Origin of the sequence: Pseudomonas sp. ICBG1301 (genome assembly GCF_016918385.1) — a bacterium.
GTDB lineage: Bacteria > Pseudomonadota > Gammaproteobacteria > Pseudomonadales > Pseudomonadaceae > Aquipseudomonas > Aquipseudomonas palleroniana.
The window spans coordinates 330,756-347,553 of the sequence record NZ_JAEKGB010000005.1; the positions used below are offsets into that span (position 1 = coordinate 330,756).

At 61.2% G+C, this 16,798-nt stretch carries 17 protein-coding genes; 6 read left to right on the forward strand and 11 right to left on the reverse strand.

What is annotated here, in order from left to right; genetic code table 11:
• Positions 1 to 9: 9 nt before the first annotated feature.
• Together fahA and hmgA are read right to left on the reverse strand one after the other, a co-directional pair.
• Complete coding sequence (fahA, locus tag JBE38_RS14485; protein WP_205344542.1) at positions 10 to 1,296, reverse strand: fumarylacetoacetase; 1,287 nt, start codon at positions 1,294 to 1,296, stop codon at positions 10 to 12.
• 3 nt (positions 1,297 to 1,299) lie between these two features.
• Positions 1,300 to 2,583 carry a homogentisate 1,2-dioxygenase gene (gene hmgA, locus JBE38_RS14490; protein ID WP_060753839.1) on the reverse strand — a complete coding sequence of 428 codons (1,284 nt, stop codon included), beginning with the start codon at positions 2,581 to 2,583 and terminating at the stop codon, positions 1,300 to 1,302.
• Between the two features lie 119 nt (positions 2,584 to 2,702).
• On the opposite strand from hmgA, the gene JBE38_RS14495 reads away from it, so the two are divergent.
• Positions 2,703 to 3,482, forward strand: a complete 780-nt coding sequence (locus JBE38_RS14495; protein WP_090366600.1) for an IclR family transcriptional regulator — start codon at positions 2,703 to 2,705, stop codon at positions 3,480 to 3,482.
• Between the two features lies 1 nt (position 3,483).
• On the opposite strand, the gene dacB is transcribed toward JBE38_RS14495, so the two are convergent.
• The 9 genes from dacB to JBE38_RS14540 form a co-directional block, all read right to left on the reverse strand.
• The gene (gene dacB / locus JBE38_RS14500) at positions 3,484 to 4,941 is read right to left on the reverse strand and encodes a D-alanyl-D-alanine carboxypeptidase/D-alanyl-D-alanine endopeptidase (RefSeq protein WP_205344543.1); all 1,458 of its coding nucleotides are present in this window, start codon (positions 4,939 to 4,941) and stop codon (positions 3,484 to 3,486) included.
• Positions 4,942 to 4,995: 54 nt separating this feature from the next.
• Complete coding sequence (locus tag JBE38_RS14505) at positions 4,996 to 6,036, reverse strand: YncE family protein (protein WP_240202508.1); 1,041 nt, start codon at positions 6,034 to 6,036, stop codon at positions 4,996 to 4,998.
• Positions 6,036 to 8,450 carry a TonB-dependent siderophore receptor gene (locus JBE38_RS14510; RefSeq protein ID WP_205344544.1) on the reverse strand — a complete coding sequence of 805 codons (2,415 nt, stop codon included), beginning with the start codon at positions 8,448 to 8,450 and terminating at the stop codon, positions 6,036 to 6,038. The genes JBE38_RS14505 and JBE38_RS14510 overlap by 1 nt, the downstream gene beginning before the upstream one ends.
• A 109-nt stretch (positions 8,451 to 8,559) precedes the next feature.
• Positions 8,560 to 9,495, reverse strand: coding sequence for a glutathione S-transferase family protein (locus tag JBE38_RS14515; protein WP_205344545.1), 936 nt, complete (start codon positions 9,493 to 9,495; stop codon positions 8,560 to 8,562).
• Positions 9,496 to 9,572: 77 nt separating this feature from the next.
• A complete protein-coding gene (locus JBE38_RS14520) occupies positions 9,573 to 9,845 on the reverse strand; it encodes a GIY-YIG nuclease family protein (RefSeq protein ID WP_060753844.1) in 273 nt (90 codons plus the stop codon).
• A gap of 36 nt (positions 9,846 to 9,881) precedes the next feature.
• Positions 9,882 to 10,352 (reverse strand): nuclear transport factor 2 family protein, encoded by a 471-nt coding sequence (locus JBE38_RS14525; RefSeq protein ID WP_104995584.1) that lies wholly within the window; start codon positions 10,350 to 10,352, stop codon positions 9,882 to 9,884.
• A gap of 104 nt (positions 10,353 to 10,456) precedes the next feature.
• A complete protein-coding gene (locus JBE38_RS14530) occupies positions 10,457 to 11,089 on the reverse strand; it encodes a DUF1120 domain-containing protein (RefSeq protein WP_205344546.1) in 633 nt (210 codons plus the stop codon).
• Between the two features lie 206 nt (positions 11,090 to 11,295).
• Positions 11,296 to 11,922 carry a response regulator transcription factor gene (locus tag JBE38_RS14535; RefSeq protein ID WP_090366613.1) on the reverse strand — a complete coding sequence of 209 codons (627 nt, stop codon included), beginning with the start codon at positions 11,920 to 11,922 and terminating at the stop codon, positions 11,296 to 11,298.
• 183 nt (positions 11,923 to 12,105) lie between these two features.
• Positions 12,106 to 12,939, reverse strand: a complete 834-nt coding sequence (locus tag JBE38_RS14540) for a response regulator (RefSeq protein WP_205344547.1) — start codon at positions 12,937 to 12,939, stop codon at positions 12,106 to 12,108.
• A 413-nt stretch (positions 12,940 to 13,352) separates the two neighbouring features.
• On the opposite strand from JBE38_RS14540, the gene JBE38_RS14545 reads away from it, so the two are divergent.
• The 5 genes from JBE38_RS14545 to JBE38_RS14565 all read left to right on the forward strand — a co-directional run bounded on the left by JBE38_RS14545 (position 13,353) and on the right by JBE38_RS14565 (position 16,752).
• The gene (locus JBE38_RS14545) at positions 13,353 to 13,991 is read left to right on the forward strand and encodes a DUF1120 domain-containing protein (protein WP_205344548.1); all 639 of its coding nucleotides are present in this window, start codon (positions 13,353 to 13,355) and stop codon (positions 13,989 to 13,991) included.
• A 37-nt stretch (positions 13,992 to 14,028) separates the two neighbouring features.
• Complete coding sequence (locus JBE38_RS14550) at positions 14,029 to 14,655, forward strand: DUF1120 domain-containing protein (RefSeq protein ID WP_161548224.1); 627 nt, start codon at positions 14,029 to 14,031, stop codon at positions 14,653 to 14,655.
• Between the two features lie 28 nt (positions 14,656 to 14,683).
• A complete protein-coding gene (locus JBE38_RS14555) occupies positions 14,684 to 15,304 on the forward strand; it encodes a DUF1120 domain-containing protein (protein WP_161548225.1) in 621 nt (206 codons plus the stop codon).
• Between the two features lie 99 nt (positions 15,305 to 15,403).
• Complete coding sequence (locus JBE38_RS14560) at positions 15,404 to 16,033, forward strand: DUF1120 domain-containing protein (RefSeq protein WP_090366622.1); 630 nt, start codon at positions 15,404 to 15,406, stop codon at positions 16,031 to 16,033.
• Between the two features lie 2 nt (positions 16,034 to 16,035).
• Complete coding sequence (locus tag JBE38_RS14565; protein WP_198760474.1) at positions 16,036 to 16,752, forward strand: fimbria/pilus chaperone family protein; 717 nt, start codon at positions 16,036 to 16,038, stop codon at positions 16,750 to 16,752.
• The last annotated feature ends 46 nt before the right edge of the window (positions 16,753 to 16,798 follow it).

The following is a 16,798-nucleotide window of genomic DNA, read 5'->3' on the forward strand; positions in this document are numbered from 1 at the left end:
CCGTCCCTCTCAGTGCGCCGCGACCACGGTGCCACGGCACTCGCCGAAGCCGATGGAGGCAAACCCTTCGCGGCTGCAACGGGCGCGCAGGATGATTTCGTCACCGTCTTCAAGGAATTTGCGCACCTCGCCGGACGCCAATTCAATCGGTTTTTTGCCGCCTTCAGTGATTTCCAGCAGGCTGCCGAACTGCCCCGGCTGCGGCCCGGACAAGGTGCCCGAGCCGAACAGGTCACCAGCCTGCAACTGGCAGCCGTTGCTGCTGTGGTGGGCAACCATTTGCGCCGCGGTCCAGTACATGTGCAGGGTGTTGCTCAGCGTCAGGCGATGAGCCGGCAGGTTCTGCTCACGCATCGAAGCGGTGGTCAGCAGGACTTCCAGTTCGATATCCAAGGCACCTGCGTTCTGGTCACGCTTGTCCAGCAGGTAAGACAGCGGCTGCGGGTCACCTTCGGGACGCGGCGCTTGCGCCTTGCGGAACGGCTCCAGCGCTTCAGCCGTAACCACCCAGGGCGAGATGCTGGTGATAAAGCTCTTGGACAGGAACGGCCCCAGCGGCTGATACTCCCAAGCCTGGATATCCCGCGCCGACCAGTCGTTGAGCAGGCAGAAACCGGCGATATGCTCGGCCGCGTCGCCAATGGCAATCGCGTCGCCCATGGCGTTGCCCGGGCCGATCCAGATGCCCAGCTCCAATTCGTAGTCCAGGCGTGCGCACGGGCCGAAGCTCGGCTCGGCCTGACCGGCCGGCAGCGTCTGGCCCTTGGGGCGACGGACATCGGTGCCCGATGGGCGAATGGTCGAGGCGCGCCCGTGGTAGCCGATCGGCACGTACTTGTAGTTCGGCAGCAAGGGGTTGTCGGGGCGGAAGAGTTTGCCGACGTTCTGCGCGTGTTCGATGCCGACATAGAAGTCGGTGTAGTCGCTGATTTTCGCCGGCACGTGCATCTGGCAATCGGCGGCGCGGTGCAGCACTTGAGCCTCGCGGGTTTGCAGTTGGCTGCCTTCGGCCAGCAGTTCCAGCAGGCGTTCGCGCAGGGCCACGCGCGGGCCACGGCCGAGTTCGAAAAAGGCATTCAACTGACCGCCGGCGGTGGCTTCCACGGCGCGGCGAGCCTCACCCTCGAACGCGTCCAAGGCGGCAAACAGGTCGAGAATCGAGTCACCAATCGCCACGCCGCTGCGCGGTGCCGAGCCCTTGATGCTGAACACCCCCAGCGGCAGGTTTTGCAGGGGAAAATCGCGGTGACCGTTGGCGGAGGCCACCCAGCTGCGGGTTAGCGTTGGATGAGTCATGGGTTATCTCCGGTTCGGGTTGAAGGTGGCGGGCAACGAGGCCCAGCACGCGTCATAAGTGTTTTGCAGTTGTGGGCATTCAAGGGCGAACTGTGTGGGACGCAGCACTTGGCTGGTCTCGAACATGAAGGCCATGGTGTTATCGATTTTGTGTGGCGCCAGCTCCACATTGATCGCTTTGGTGCAGGTCTCGCCATCCGGACCATGGGCACTCATGCAGCTGTGCAACGACGCACCGCCGGGCAGGAAGCCTTCGGCCTTGGCGTCGTAGGCGCCTTGGATCAGGCCCATGTATTCGTTCATCAGGTTGCGGTGGAACCACGGCGGACGGAAGGTGTTCTCGGCCACCATCCAGCGCGGTGGGAAGATCACGAAGTCGAGGTTGGCCAGGCCGTGGGTGCTGGTGGGCGAGGTCAACACCGTGAAAATCGACGGGTCCGGGTGATCGAAACTGACAGTGCCGATCGTGTTGAAGCGACGCAGGTCATATTTGTACGGCACATTGTTGCCGTGCCAGGCGACCACGTTCAGCGGCGAATGATCCAGCTCGCAGGCCCACAGTTCACCGAGGAACTTCTGCACCAGGGTGGTCGGTTGCTTGAGGTCTTCGTAGTGCGCGACCGGCGTGAGGAAGTCGCGCGGGTTGGCCAGGCCGTTGCTGCCTATAGGGCCCAGGTCTGGCAGGCGCAGCGGTGCGCCGTGGTTCTCGGCGACGTAGCCGCGCGCCTCGGCGTCCAGCAGCTCGATACGGAATTTCAGACCGCGTGGCAGCACGACGATTTCCAGCGGCTCCACGTCCAGCACGCCCAGCTCGGTGGCGACGCGCAAGCGCCCCTGCTCGGGCACGATCAACAGTTCACCGTCGGCATTGAAGAACACGCGCTCCATGGAGCGGTTGGCACAGTAGTGGTAGATGCTGATGCCCGAGGGTTTTTCCGACCCCGAGTTGGCAACCATGCCCACGAGCCCATCGACAAAATCCGTCGGTTCGCTGGGAACATCCAGCGGATTCCAACGCAGGCGGTTCGGTGTCACCGCACCCAGAGGCCCACCGGCCAATTGCCGATCCAACTTAACGAACGCCGGATGATTGGCCGAGGGCTGAATGCGATACAGCCAGGTACGGCGCGCTTCACTGCGGGCCATGGTGAAGGCGGTGCCGGAGAACAGTTCGGTGTACAGCCCATAAGGCGCTTTCTGCGGGGAGTTCTGGCCGACGGGTAGCGCACCAGGCAGGGCCTCGCTGGCGAATTCATTGCCGAAGCCCGATTGGTATTCGAGGTTCATGGAACATCCTCTGTACGGAATTGTTTTTATCGTAATTCACTTACGCATAACGTAATTTGATCACTATCGACCGTCAAGCTATAAAGACGCCCATTCATCTCTCGGATTCTTGCCCTTCCATGGATACCCCCCGCGACACCGGAAAACAGAAAGTCCGCTCGGCCGAAGTGGGCACCGATATCCTCAAGGCCCTGGCCGAACTCTCGCCGGCAACCTCGTTGTCGCGCCTGGCCGAACACGTGCAAATGCCCGCGAGCAAGGTGCATCGCTATTTGCAGGCGCTGATCGCCTCAGGTTTTGCCGAACAGAACCCCGCCACCAACCACTATGGCCTGGGTCGCGAGGCGTTGCGCGTGGGCCTGGCTGCGTTGGGCAGCATGGACGTGTTGAAAGTCGGCGCGATGCCCCTGGCGGAACTGCGCGATGAATTGAATGAAACCTGCTTTCTCGCAGTGTGGGGCAATCAAGGCGCAACGGTGGTGCATATCGAGCCTGCGGTGCGCGCCGTCACGGTGGTGACGCAGTTGGGTTCGGTATTACCGCTGCTCAGTTCGTCCACCGGCCTGGTGTTCAGCGCTTATTTGCCGTCGCGGGAAACCGTGGAGTTGCGCGAGCGTGAGATTCAGGCCGGAACCGCCCATGCCCTGGCCGACGATAAGGCCTACGCCGCCGTGTGCGAACAGATTCGCAGCCGTGGCCTGCATTTTGTGCACGGTTTGCTGATGCCTGGGGTCGATGCGTTGTCGGCACCGGTCTTCAACGCGGTCGGGCAAGTGGCGGCGGTGATGACCGTAGTCGGTCCCACCTCCTTGTTCCACGCCGATGAAAATGGCCCGGCGGCGCAGCAGTTGCTGGCAGCGACCCGGGCCGTAAGCTGGCGCATGGGCTATCAGCCCTGAATCAATCGTCCCAGCGTGACAGTGCCTCGACCACACGGTTTTCCACGCCTTTGACCTGGGCGCCGGCCACCACATAGTTGTTGCTGATCATGGAGAACACCAACCGCCGTCCATGGGTATCGGTGAGGTAGCCGCTCAGGGACGAAACGCCGCCCATGGAGCCGGTCTTGGCATGCAGGTTGTTTTCCGCGAGCGTACCCTTCAGGCGATAACGCAGGCTGCCACCGGTCATGCGCTCGGTATTGCCAGCGACCGGCAACGCGTTGTACCAGGCGTTGAACCACGGCTGCTTGCTCGCGGCCAATAGCACATCCGTGAGGTTTTGCGACGACACCAGGTTACGCCGCGACAGGCCCGATCCATCGACCTGGCTCAGCGTCGTGGTATCCAGGCCCTGACGCTTGAGAAACCCGGCCACCGCCACCGCGCCCGCCGCCGCCGTGCCACTGTTGGCGGTCTTGCGCCCCATGGCCTTGAGCAAGGCTTCGGACATGTTGTTGTTCGAGAGTTTGAGCAACGGCGTGATCAGCTCCTGCAGCGGCGCCGATTGGTGCTCGGCCAGCACGGTCGCCGTGGCCGGGCTCGCAGCGCCCATCACCCGACGCCCCGAAACGCGGATGCCCTGCTGTGCCAGCGCCTGCTCGAACAGGTTGGCGACCAACTGCGTGGGCTCCCACACACTGACCAATTGCTCGCTCTGCCTGCCCGGCGCGACCGCACCGCTGAGCTGCAAAAGGTTGGTGCCATGCCGGCGATTGATCCCGTAAGTGTTGCCCGGCCCGCTGACGGCACGGTTGCTCAGTTGCAGGTAATCGGTGGGCGGGTAGATCTCGACCGTGACAGGCTGGCCAGCGCGCACCGGGGCCTTGGCCGTGACCAGGACACTGCCCGCATCGAAATCGCTATTGGGTGATACGGTCAGTGCTGAAATCTGCGCACCGTAGTAGGTGGTTTCATCATCATGGGACCAGTCGACGCCCAATCGCTCGGCGTCGAACCAGGTGTCGTCGAACACCAGGTCGCCCTGCACCTGGCGAATGCCCTGGCTGGCCAATTGCGCCGCCAGCGCCTGGTAGTCGGCAAACTGCAGGGTCGGGTCGCCGAGGCCGCGCAGGTAAAGGTTGCCGCTGAGACGATCGCCTTGGCGCGTGCCATTGCTGAGCAATTGTGTGGCAAAACGGTATTGCGGGCCCAGCACGTCCATGGCCGCAGCAGTGGTCAACAGCTTGAGGTTGGAAGCCGGCACCAACCGCGTGCGTGGGTTGTACTGGTAGAGCGTGGCGCCACTTTCGGCATCCCGCACCATCAGGGAAACGCTGGCGCCGTGCAGCGCCGGGTCGGCCAGCAGTTGGTCCAGGCCCTGCCCGCCCGCCGTCTTCGAAGGCGTGGCGCAACCACTGAGCAACAACCCAAAGCCCAGCGCCATCGCGCCGGCGTGTATCCATCGTCCCCACTGCATAACACTGGCATTCCTGAAACTACGAGAGTGCGCAGCTTGGTTAATTCAAAGCCCTCAATCAAGTGCCAGGGTGGTGATGGAGAACGTACCGGCCTGAAACTGCGGGTCGGGCTTGGGTTCGGCAGTGCTCGGCGCAGGCTGGTTAAAGTCCATAGCGGGCAGGTAAACCCGCTGGCGTTGCGCGTCGAAGGCCATGTTATAGGCCATCGGCACGGTGCTGACGGTGGCCGACAAGGCGTAATGATCGGCATCACTTTGCTCGATCACCATGATGTTCGCGTCCACGCCGCTGGGGATCAGCAAACGACGATGTTGCGCATCGTAGGCCACGGCATTGACGTCACGCCCAATCGGCAGCCTGGCCTTGACCTCGCCGCTTTCACGGTCCGCAACGATCAGCACCGGCGAGTCGCCTCGACACGCCACAAACAAGCGCTGGCGCTCGACATCTTGGGCCAGCGCGCTCGGCTTGGGGCAATCGCTGAATTGCCAGGTATCGAGCACGGCAAAGGTATCGGCCGCATAGCGCGCGATCTTGCCTTCATCACGCATCGGCAAGAAGAAACTGCCATCGCCCTTGAGCAACAGCGGGTCGATCTTCTTCACCGCCAGTTCATGGGCGCCGGTAATGCGTTCCTGCTGGGGGTCGAACTCGAACAGCGTCGAACGATCCGCCCGACGCCCGCTGACGATAATCACCTTGCCGGTGGACGGCTCGTACACCGCGCTGTTGAGGTTGCTTTGCGAAACGGCGATACGCTTGAGCGGCTTGAGTGTGGATAACTGCACCACACTCAAGCTGCCGTCGGTGTTGAGCACAAACACGCGGTCCAACCCAGGCACGAACACCACACCGTTGGCGCCATCGGACTGCAGCACGGTCTTGACCGTACGCTGGTGCTGGACATCAAACACGGTCAACCCGTTTTCGCGGCGGGCCAGAAACAGATAGGGACGCGTCGGATCGAGGCCGACGAACCCCCAACTGTGCCCGGAGCCAGGCAACGTCACTCGGTGTTCGCGGTGGATGGCGCCGCTGTCCGCCGCTGCGGTGGTGCTGATGAACAGGGCCAGTAGCCAGGCGACCTTGTTCATCAGAACGTCACCGTGCTGGAAACCGACACCTGCCGCGCATCGCCAATGGACACGAACTGCGTGTTCACCGAGGAGGTGTAGTAGGTGCGGTCGAATAGGTTCTTCACGTTGAGCTGGAATTTGACCTTTTGCCCATCGATTTTGGTGTCATAGGTGGCAAACGCGTCGGCCACGGTGTAGCTCGGAAGTTCGAAGCTATTGGCGGCGTCCCCCGCCCGCTCGCCGACATAGCGCGCCCCGGCACCGACCCGCAACTGATCACCGCCCAGGAGGCTGCCGAAGTCATACACCGCCGACAGCGAGGCGGTGTTCTTCGCCACGTTTTGCAGGTCGTTACCTTTGTATTTGCTGTCCTCGACCACCACCGCATCGGTATAGGCGTAACTGCCGATCAAGCTCCAGTTGTCGGTCAATTGCCCGCTGGCGTCCAGTTCCAGGCCACGCGAGCGTACCTTGCCGGCGACGCTGTACACCGAGGCCAGGCCATCGCCCACTTGCACCAGCACGTTGCGTTTTTCGATGTTGAACAACGCCGCGCTCGCGGTGATGCGCCCCGGCATATCGAACTTGGTCCCCAGTTCCCAGGCTTTGGATTGTTCCGGTTCCAGGCTGCCGTCCAGCACCGTTTTGTTGGCCAGTGGCGCAATGGTGGAGTTGGGTTTGAACGACTCGGTGTAGCTGCCATAGAACGACAGTTGGTCGGTGTAGCGGTACACCAGGCCGGCACGGGGTACCCACTTCTGGCCGTTGCCATCGGTGTTGGCGGTAAAGGGCACGCCTTTGCCTGCGTATTGGTCGTACATCTGGTAGCGCGCGCCGCCTACCAGAATCCACTGGTCGGTGAGGTGGATGGCGTCCTGGAAGAACAGCGAATCGCTGCGCAGCAGGTCGGTCTGGTTACTGTCCGGGGCGCTGACGGTGGTGCCGGCCACTTCGTTGCCGTACACGGGGTTGTTGAAGTTGAAGACCCCACGCGGCGCCTGGCGGATCAGGTCGGCGCGGTAGATCTTGCGGTACTCATCGTCCAGGCCGAATACCAGGTCATGCTGCATGCCGGCCACGTCGACCTTGCCTTCGAGGCTGGCGGTGGCAAAACGGTCGGTGGTCAACGCCCCCTGAGTGCCGTCCATGCTGCGGGTCAGCGTACCGTTGGTATTGACCTTGACCACACGGACTTGGCTGGCGTCGTAGGTCTCGCGGTTCCAGCTGTAGCCGAAGTGAGCTTTCCAGTCGTCGTTCAAGTCATGGTCGACTTCCAGGCGATACAGGTCGGAACGGCCTTCCATGTTGTTGAACGGCTCGTCCAGGCGCCGAGTCGCCGGGATATTCAACGGGTGGTTGGTCTTGGGATCAATGGCGGTGCCACGGTCGAATGGTGAAAGGAATTCACGGTGTTCATAGGCGAACACCACCTTGGTGGTGTCGCCGTACCAAGCCAGGGATGGCGCCAGCAGTGTCTCGCGGTGGGTACCGAAATTGCGCCAGTAGTCTTCGTCTTCATGGTCGACGATCAGGCGGTAGGCCAGGCCACTGTCGCCAATCGGGCCGGTGGTGTCGAGGTTGCCGCCGCTGCCGTTCTTGCCATCGCCGAAGGTCGAGCCGCGTACCGTCAGGGAGGTGGACTGCACCAGCTCGGGCTTCTTGCTGACGATATTGACCACCCCGCCTGGGTCCTGGATGCCGTACAGCAACGACGACGGGCCCTTGAGGACTTCGACCCGCTCGGCCGTGGAATTCAACGCGCGCCCCTGCACCAGTGGCATGCCGTCCTGCATGATCGAACCGTTACGGTTGTCGCCAAAGCCGCGCAGCATCACGGCGTCCTGGGTGCTGCCGAGGGTGTTGGCCTGGGTGATCCCACTGACATTGCCCAGGGCGTCATCCAGATTGCGCGGTTGTTGATCACGCAATACCTGGGCAGGGACGACGTTGACGGTTTGCGGGGTTTCCAGCAACAGGCCCTGGGAGCGCATCACTGAACTGGTGGGCGGTGGCTGGTAGCTGGTGGCGTCCTGGGTTTGGCTGGCAGCGTTGATGGTGGTCGCGCCCAGGTTGACGGCCCCTTCGGTAGGCACCGGTTCCAGGGCCAGGGTACGAGCGTCGATCTGGCGGAAAGTAAAGCCCGATTGGCTCAGCAGGCGCTGCAGGGCCTGGGTCGCGCTCATCTGGCCACTGACCGCCGGAGCGCTGAGGCCGTAGGGGGCTTCATCGGTGTAGATCACGCTGATGCCGGTGACCCGGCTGAAATCGCTCAAGGCCTGGGGCAGCGGTTTGGCTGCCAGCGCAAAACTGAACTGGGTGCTTTGCTGCTCCTGCGCCCGTGCCACCGCCAGGGGCAGCAACGCCAGCCCCGACACCGCCAATACCGAGGCTCCCAGCCACTGTTTAACCCAACCGCCCGCCGTCGACTTCATGCTGTGAAAACCCGTGTAGAAAACGCTGTTAATGCGAATAAATCGCAGTTTCAAGCACTACACGGATGGGCCACCGGTTTACCTCACCGCTGTTCACAAATAATTTTATCTATGACGCCTGGATGCGAAAGCCAAAGCGCGGGAAATGCACATGCACAGTCCCGGCGCGTTCGTCAGTGCGGCGCAGGATCAGCTCTTCGCGGCCGGCAAACAACAGTTCACCGGCTACCGGGTCGACGCCGTAGTCAGTCGCCGCAATGCTGACCTGCTGGCCCGGCTTGAAGCCGTTCAAGTCCTCGAACACCTCATCGGGCAAAGGTGCCGGGGTCGCGTTGCGGGCGATCTCCAATGCCTGTTCGGCGGTCATCTGGCTGGCATTACCGTGACCGAAGCCCAGCACACGGCCCAGCCAGGCCACTACTGCAGGGTAGGCGTCCACCAACGGCGCAGTCACCGGCGTAGCATTGAGAAACCACATCGGGTGGGCCAGGGCGAAGTCGGCGATCGACGGCTCGCCGAACAGAAAGTCGCCCTCTTCGCGCTGCAACTGCTGCTCCAGGCGCGCCATGATTGCCGGCCATTGGTGCTTGGCCAGTTCGGCGGGCAGTTTATTGGCCGTGCCGCCACTGAAGAGTGCGGCGCGGTCGGCGATAAACGCCTTGATTGCCTCTGGCGACAACTTGGCGAAACGCACCGCCACCGATTCAGGCTGGAAGACCAGGCTGACGGCATGCGCAAACACCACGCTGTCGGCCCAGGTGGCGAAGGTCTGGGTGATCATTTCCTGGCCGAGGGGAAATAGCACCGGCGAGGACTTTTCCTGCTCCAACCGGCGCGCGATCAACGCCGTGTCGCAATAAACATCGGCCCCGACTTGCAACACCGGCGTTTTTCGATAGCCACCGGTCAACGCGGTCAGGTCCGGTTTGGGCATCACCGGCGAAATGAGCACTGAGTGCCAGGAGAGGCCCTTGAAACCCAGCAATAGCCGAGCTTTTTCCGCGAAGGGTGACGTCGGGTAATGATGCAGGATGAGCGCTGACATGCTGGAGTCCATTTACAACAAATGAGCCGTCAGCTTAGCGCGCAAAACGTCACGATGGCGTGATGGGAAACTATCAGTCAGGGTGATGAGCCACTCGCCGCCAGGCACTCCTTGGCGCTTTTCTTGAGTTTTTTGATCAGGCGTTCCTGACGCAAGGCGTCGGCTTTGCTTGCACACACTTCGGTGTACACCAGCGCCACGGCGGGGCTGGAGAGAAAAAACCGCGCGCCCTTGCCGCTCTGGTGCATCGCGAACCGGCGCACCGGGTCGTTGCTGATGCCGCAATACAACGCGCCATTGGCGGCGCGTACCAGGTAGACAAACCAGGGTTTGGGGTCAGGCGTGTTCACAGCAGGATTCGGCCATGCAAAAAAGCCCGCAGCTTATCAACGACTGGCCTGAAATGCCTTCAGGCCTTTGAGTGCCTGAGCCCGCACGGCGTTTTTCACCAAGGGCGTCCAGCCCAGCAACAGGCCCTTGGTGCCCAATGCCTGGCGCGACCAGCGCCACAGGTCGAAATGGTCGTGGTGCTCGCAGATCTTGCCATCACGAAACACGAAACGCGCCTGGATATCGTTGACCACCGTGTTGCCGGTGGCGCTGAACAGATACGTCGCCACCCAATGCGCGCCGCCGCTATGCTCATCGCTGCGCACGTTGTCGAAGGTCAGGGAAAAATCCTTGGCGCGGGTGGTGAGCATGCGCCACATGTCGCCGGCATCCCGGCCACGCAGTTCGCCAAAGGCCGGGTCACTGAAGACCACGTCATCGGTATAGCAGGCGGCCATGGCCTCGGCGTCCAGGCGTTGGAACGCCTGGTAGAAACGGGTGATCAACGCGGTATGGGCATCACTCATGTGCAGCTCCCTGAATCGTTGTTGTTGATAGGAGCGCACGATAATCCGCGCGGCCGGGGAAAGCCACGGTCATTCGCCAGGGGCATGAGTGATGTGTGGGCGGGTTACAGGTAGACAACGTCCAGCGTGGCGCTGCCGTCGATGAGGATTTCTTCGGCGACCGGCAGCGTGGTCTTGTCGGTGATCCAGGTGGCAATCGCCAGGTCAGCCTTGAAGGTTTGCATCGGCAATGGCGCGTAGGAACCGCTCGCCCCGTTCAACGAACGCAGCCAATCAGGCTGCCAGAGGGTGCCGGCGTACAGCCAGGTGCTGCCATCGACCGATTCGATCACCTCACGCAGTTCACCGTCCGCCGTGGCGTTGTTCATCCTCACTTCATACCAGCCGATTTTCTTGTCATTGGCGGCCAGGCCGAGTCCAAAGAATGAAGCGGTCCCGTTGTTGTAGCTGACGGTGCCGGAACGGTTATCGGTGACCTTGATGGCCAGGGTGGTGCTCGCTTCGCAGTTCACTTCAAGCGTCAGCGTGGCATCCGGCAGTTGGGTATTGCCCCGGGGATTGAGATCCTGGACGGATATCTTGCCGTGGTCGACAAGGCCACCATTGGACAATAACGGCGTACACGCGGCCGGGGTGATCTTGCCGGTAACGCTCAGGTCCACGCTTGAAGCAGCCGATACCGTGGAAACACCGGCCAGCATCAGCGCTGCGGCAATCATTAGTTGAGACTGTTGCATATCAATGCTCGCTTACGGTCGATTATAAGCGGGGCAGCAAACATGCGTCGCCACCCTGCAAGTTCGACTCAATTAATAGACTAGGAATGTAGACTCCCACCACACTAAGGATGAGAGGACAGGCAAACTTTAAAGCACGAGCGAGTTAAACCAAATACAAGTAATACGAATACACCCAGCACACTAACGTCATAAAACCGCAACTATCAGGGCACCATTCCCGCTTCACGAGCATAAGCAAACAAATCCACATCCGTGGAAATGCACAGCCGGTGCATGGCCGTGCTTTTCTGTTTGCTGATAGTGGAGATACTGCGGTTGACCCGCGCGGCAATCTGGCTGACGGTCATGCCGCTGGCAAGCATGCGCACCACTTCCTGTTCCTTGCCGGACAGCCTGGGGGTCTGTGCCGGTTGCGCCTGGTCAAGCTGGGCACGCAGGCATTCACTGACAAAGGTACGCCCCTGCACCACGGTTTGCAGGGCCTGGGGCAACTCCCTGGCCGAGGCGCTCTTGGCCACTACCGCCCTTGCACCGTGGGACAACGCCGTGCGCAGGGTCGCGACGTTGGCAAACATGGTCACCAGTATCACCGGCAACCTGGGGTAGCGCCGATGCAACAACCCAAGTAATCCATAACCGTCGGCCTGTTGGTCGCCGGGCATCGCAAAGTCCGTCACTATCACATCACAGGGCACACTGCCCACCAACGCCAGCAATTCGTCCGGCCCGTTGGCCTCGCCCACGACCTTGCACTTACCACTCGCCTCAATCACCACTCTCTGCCCTACGCGAACAATAGGGTGATCGTCAGCAATAATTATGCGGAGCATCGGTAATATCCATGATGGCAAATAAGTAGCAATCAAAATACATCGCCCTGTCGCAGGCAACAACCGTCAATAAACACGGCTGACAGGCTATTGCCCCATACTTCTGGAGGCCGGCATTAACACCTACACAATTAAAAGAAAATACATACAGAAAAGTACTACATAACAGAATGGAAAACTCCTTCATTTATCAAGTTGAAGTTTCCCCAAGTACTGTAGGTAACGTTCCACATCCTCACGAAATATGCCCAGCGCCACAGCACAGTCAGCCACGCCCGAACGCTGTACGTCGTCCATCAGCCGCACCGCCTGCGGTTCAAGCGGCGTCGCACCGAGAAACGCCACGCCCCCCACCAGGCGGTGCAAGTGGTGGGCGGTCAATGCGGCATCCAGACTCGCCTGGGCCAGGGCCAGACCTGCCAGGTCGTTCCGGGCTTCGTCGATCAGGCTGCGCAACATCTGCTCGACAACCTCCCAGGCGCCGAACGTGGCGACCAGGCTGGCGCGGGTCGGGCGCGGCTCGCACCGAGAGTTGGCCGGCCCGCGAGGGGCTTGGCGGGCATGGACGTGTGCATCCGATAGCCACTGCATCAACACTTCGCGCAACCGGGCCAGCGATACCGGCTTGCTCAGCCAGCCATCCATTTCACAAGCCAGGCAATGACGGACGTCCTCGGGGTCCAGCCGTGCGGTCAAGGCAATCACCGGCACCCGCGCATTCCCGGCCTCGCGTTCGCGGCGTCGCAGTTCGCGGGTCATGGTATAGCCGTCCATGACCGGCATGCGGCAATCGCTGATGACCAGGTCGAACACGTCGGTGGCCAGACTATCCAGCGCCGCCTGCCCGTTGTTGACCACTCGATGGGCGACACCGAGCTTGTCCAGCAACCCGCTCATCAGCAGCCGATAAGTCGCGTGATCGTCGACCACCAAGACCTTGGCGTGCCGCCAATGACCGGGCAGATCGTCCGCCGACGATGGCTTAGGCGGCCCACCGCCTGGTTTATTGCCCCGCATAGTGACCTCATGCAGAGCGATAAGCTCACCAAGCCTTGCCTGACGCCAGGAGACGACGACACATCGCCGACTTTTCTGACAACTGCACTGGAACTTCTCGCTCAGAAAGTTTCGCCACCCACTGAGCTTGAGTAAAGGCGAAAAAAGCGCGAAACGTATCCAAATGAACTGGCCAAGGCGATACAACAACTACGACAACGGTATTTTTTCCCGAATTAAAACGCCCTCGTCGAGCAGCATTACAGCGTTGCTCGCACTATCGTAATAGTTGCATTCACCCCGCACGGTCCCGGCGATAAATTCCCCCCGCTTTACCAATAACAGCGCGCGCCCCTCGATAACTCTAAATCCAATGGGCAACTTCTCCGCGCGCTCTATCTGCCCCTGAACCTTGCACAGGAATACGTTTTCCCATGAAAGCCTCTTTCGCAGCCCTTGCAGGCAGTGTGCTGCTGCTCACTTGCCCTTGGGCGCTGGCTGCCAGCAGTGTCGACCTGACCGTCAAAGGCAGCATTACCCCCAGCGCCTGCGTCCCCACCTTGTCTCAGGACGGTACGGTGGACTACGGCAAGATCGCGTCCAAGGATCTATTGGTCGACAACTCAACCAAACTCACGCCTGTCACGCTGCAACTGAACGTGAGTTGCGAGGCCGCAACCCTGTTTGCCTTGAACGGCAAAGACAACCGCCTGGGGTCGGCCCACTTCTTCCTCGACCACAACTACGGCCTGGGTCTGATCAACGGCAACGAGAAACTGGGCAGCTATTCCATAGACCTGCTCAACCCGGTCTCGGAAGTTGCCGTGTACCCCCTGTTATCCTCTGACCAAGGCCAAACCTGGTTGATGAACTCCGCAGGCAGCTATATGGGGCATCGCTACTGGAATGCGTTCAGCGACACCCTCGGCAGCGGCCCGCACTTTCCTACGGCGCTGCGCAGCGTGACCGTCGACCTGACCATCACTACTCACATTGCTCCTACCCGCACCCTGACGCTGAATGAGGAAGTCCCTCTGGACGGCAGCGCTTCACTGGACGTGCTGTACCTCTGACCGTCAACCCAACCCCCATTCACAAGGATCTGTGCCCATGGATAGAACCCCCTGCGCCGCGCTCGCCATTCTGCTGGCGGCCTGCACGCCCAGCGCTTTTGCAAGCAGCAGTATGGACTTGAGCGTCTCCGGGACCATTACCCCCGCGTCTTGCACTCCGACCCTGTCGAACGATGGCGTCGTCGACCACGGCAAATTGACCGCGCGCGACCTCGACCCCGTCCTTCCCACTCGCCTGCAAACCGGTGAGATGGATCTGGAAGTGCATTGCGAAGGCGCCACACTGTTCACCCTGACCACGGTGGATAACCGCGCCGGCACCGCCGCCGTCAACCCACGCTCGATGCACGGCCTGGGCATGGTCAACGACGACCAGAAACTCGGCGCCGTCTCGTTCGGGCTGTTTGAAGCGATCGCCGACAACGCGCCTGTGCAAACCATTATGTCTCGTGATGGCGGCACCACCTGGGGCCCCTCGTCTTACCTGGGGCACGCGGCCTTGACTGCATTTTCCGCCGCCAGCAGCGCCTACATACCTATCGCAGTGAAGGACCTGAACGCACGCCTGCGCGCCTACACGGTGATCGCACCGGCGAGCGACCTGACCTTGCTGGATGAGTTGCCGATCGACGGTCACGCCACGTTGCAGCTCAAGTACTGGTAATTGCCATTCCTTTTTCTGGAGACCCAACATGAATAAAGCCATCAAACCCCTGCTTGCCGGCCTGCTCCTGGCCAGCAGTACCAGTATTTTCGCCGCCTCCAATGTTGACCTGAGCGTCGTCGGCCTGATCACCCCCAGCTCCTGCGAGCCGAGCCTGTCTGCGCAGACGGTGGACTACGGCAAAATTTCCGCGAAGGATCTGAACACCACGCAACCCACCCCCCTTGAGGCAAAAACCGTCGACTTAACGGTCATCTGCGACGCCGCGACCCTGATGGCACTGGAGAGCAAGGACAACCGCGAAGGCTCCGACTTCGAAAACAACATGATGGATTTCGGCCTGGGCCTGATCAACGGCACAGAGAAACTTGGCGCCATGACCCTGCGCTTGCTGAACCCTATTGCCGACAGCGTCGCCGCCCGGACCATTGGCTCCGATGACGGTGGCTTGACCTGGTTTGTCGAGCGCCACCTGATGCGTCACAACCTCATTTCAGTCGCCGACGCCGCTACCGTCGCCCCCATGCCGGTGCAGACACTGGTCTCACAGCTGGTCATCGAGCCCAGGATTGCGCCCAGCAGCCAATTGACCCTTAACAATGAAGCCGCGATCGATGCCTCCGTGACCCTGACGGTGCGTTACCTGTAAACCCAGGAGTGGCGAACCTGTCGCTGCGCATTTAAACCACCTGAGAGGGGGTGCAGCCTCTGCCCCCTCGATACTTCAGGCTCCCGGTGAACCGTTTCCATGAAGAACCTGACTTCAGGCCTGCTGGCCTTGCTTTACCTGTTCAGTATCAGCCAACCCGCACGGGCATCCTCCAGCACTGTCCTCGATGTCACGGGGCTGATCACCCCCAGTGCCTGTGAGGTCACCCTGTCGGACAACGGCATCGTCGACCATGGCAGGGTCCCGGCCCGCAGCCTCAATCAATACGAATTCAGCGCACTGCCCATGCAGACATTGGACCTGGGCGTAAGCTGCAACGAGCCGGTTCTGTTTGTGCTGGTAGGTCTGGACAACCGCGCAGACTCCTCCCTGGGCCCTGGGTTCTATTACGGTTTGGGCCACAACATCCACGCCCCAGGCGAACGCCTGGGCACTGTCTCAATCGCCTTTCGTGACGTCATGGCCGACGGCTCGCGGGTACTGGTGCTGGCCTCCAGCAATCAGGGCCTGACCTGGTTCCCCGAATCCAACGCCTACCCCGACAACTACATGGGCTTTGCCAGGCTCGGCACCCTGGTGCCGGAACCTCATCGCCTGCTGAACGCCACCTTGAACATCAACACGTCGATCAACGCCGCAGCGTTCCTGACCCTCAATCAGGAAGTGCCGCTGGACGGCTCTATCGTGCTCGACCTTAGGTATATGTAGCCATGCCAACCTTCCCTGGTTTCTCCTTTCAAACACTACGTCGATGCATCGGCGCTTTTCTCTTGCTGCTCAGCCACCCAGCCGTGGCTGACGGTATGGTCCCGGACACGTCGGTGATCATTGTCTACGAAGCCGAGGGTGAAGCCTCGGTGTCGGTGACCAATACCGATGGCAAGCTTGCGTTGCTGCACGTCACCCTGGAAGACAACCCCGAGGACACCGAGCCGCTGCTGTTTGTCACCCCGCCTCTGGCGCGGGTGGAGTCCTCCAAAAGCCAGTTGGTGCGCTTCATTCTGCAATCGACCCAACCCTTGACCACGCAACGCTTGAAGCGGGTGATCTTCGAAGGCATGCCCCAGGGACGTTCGCAGGCCCAGGCCGGGCATGCGCGGGTGGGCGTGACCGTGCGCCAGAACCTGCCGGTGATCATCCATCCCAAGGGCCTGGCTCCCAACCGCACCCCATGGGAAGGTCTGGTCTGGCGCTTGGAAAAAAACCAGCTGACCGTGAGCAACCCGACCCCCTACGTCGTGCGCCTGGCCCAGGAACTGCGGCTACTGCCCGGCGACAGCTCGGCGCTGTTGCCACGCACCTATGTGTTGCCGGGGGAAACCCTGAGCATCAATGTCAGCGCGACAACGGCAGACACGGTGCGACTGCAACCTGCGACTACCTACGGCTTTGCCGTTGCGCCCTACGACGCGGCGCTCAACCTATAAGAACAGGCGACGGTCACACCGCGCCAACCCTCAAATAAAGAAGTGG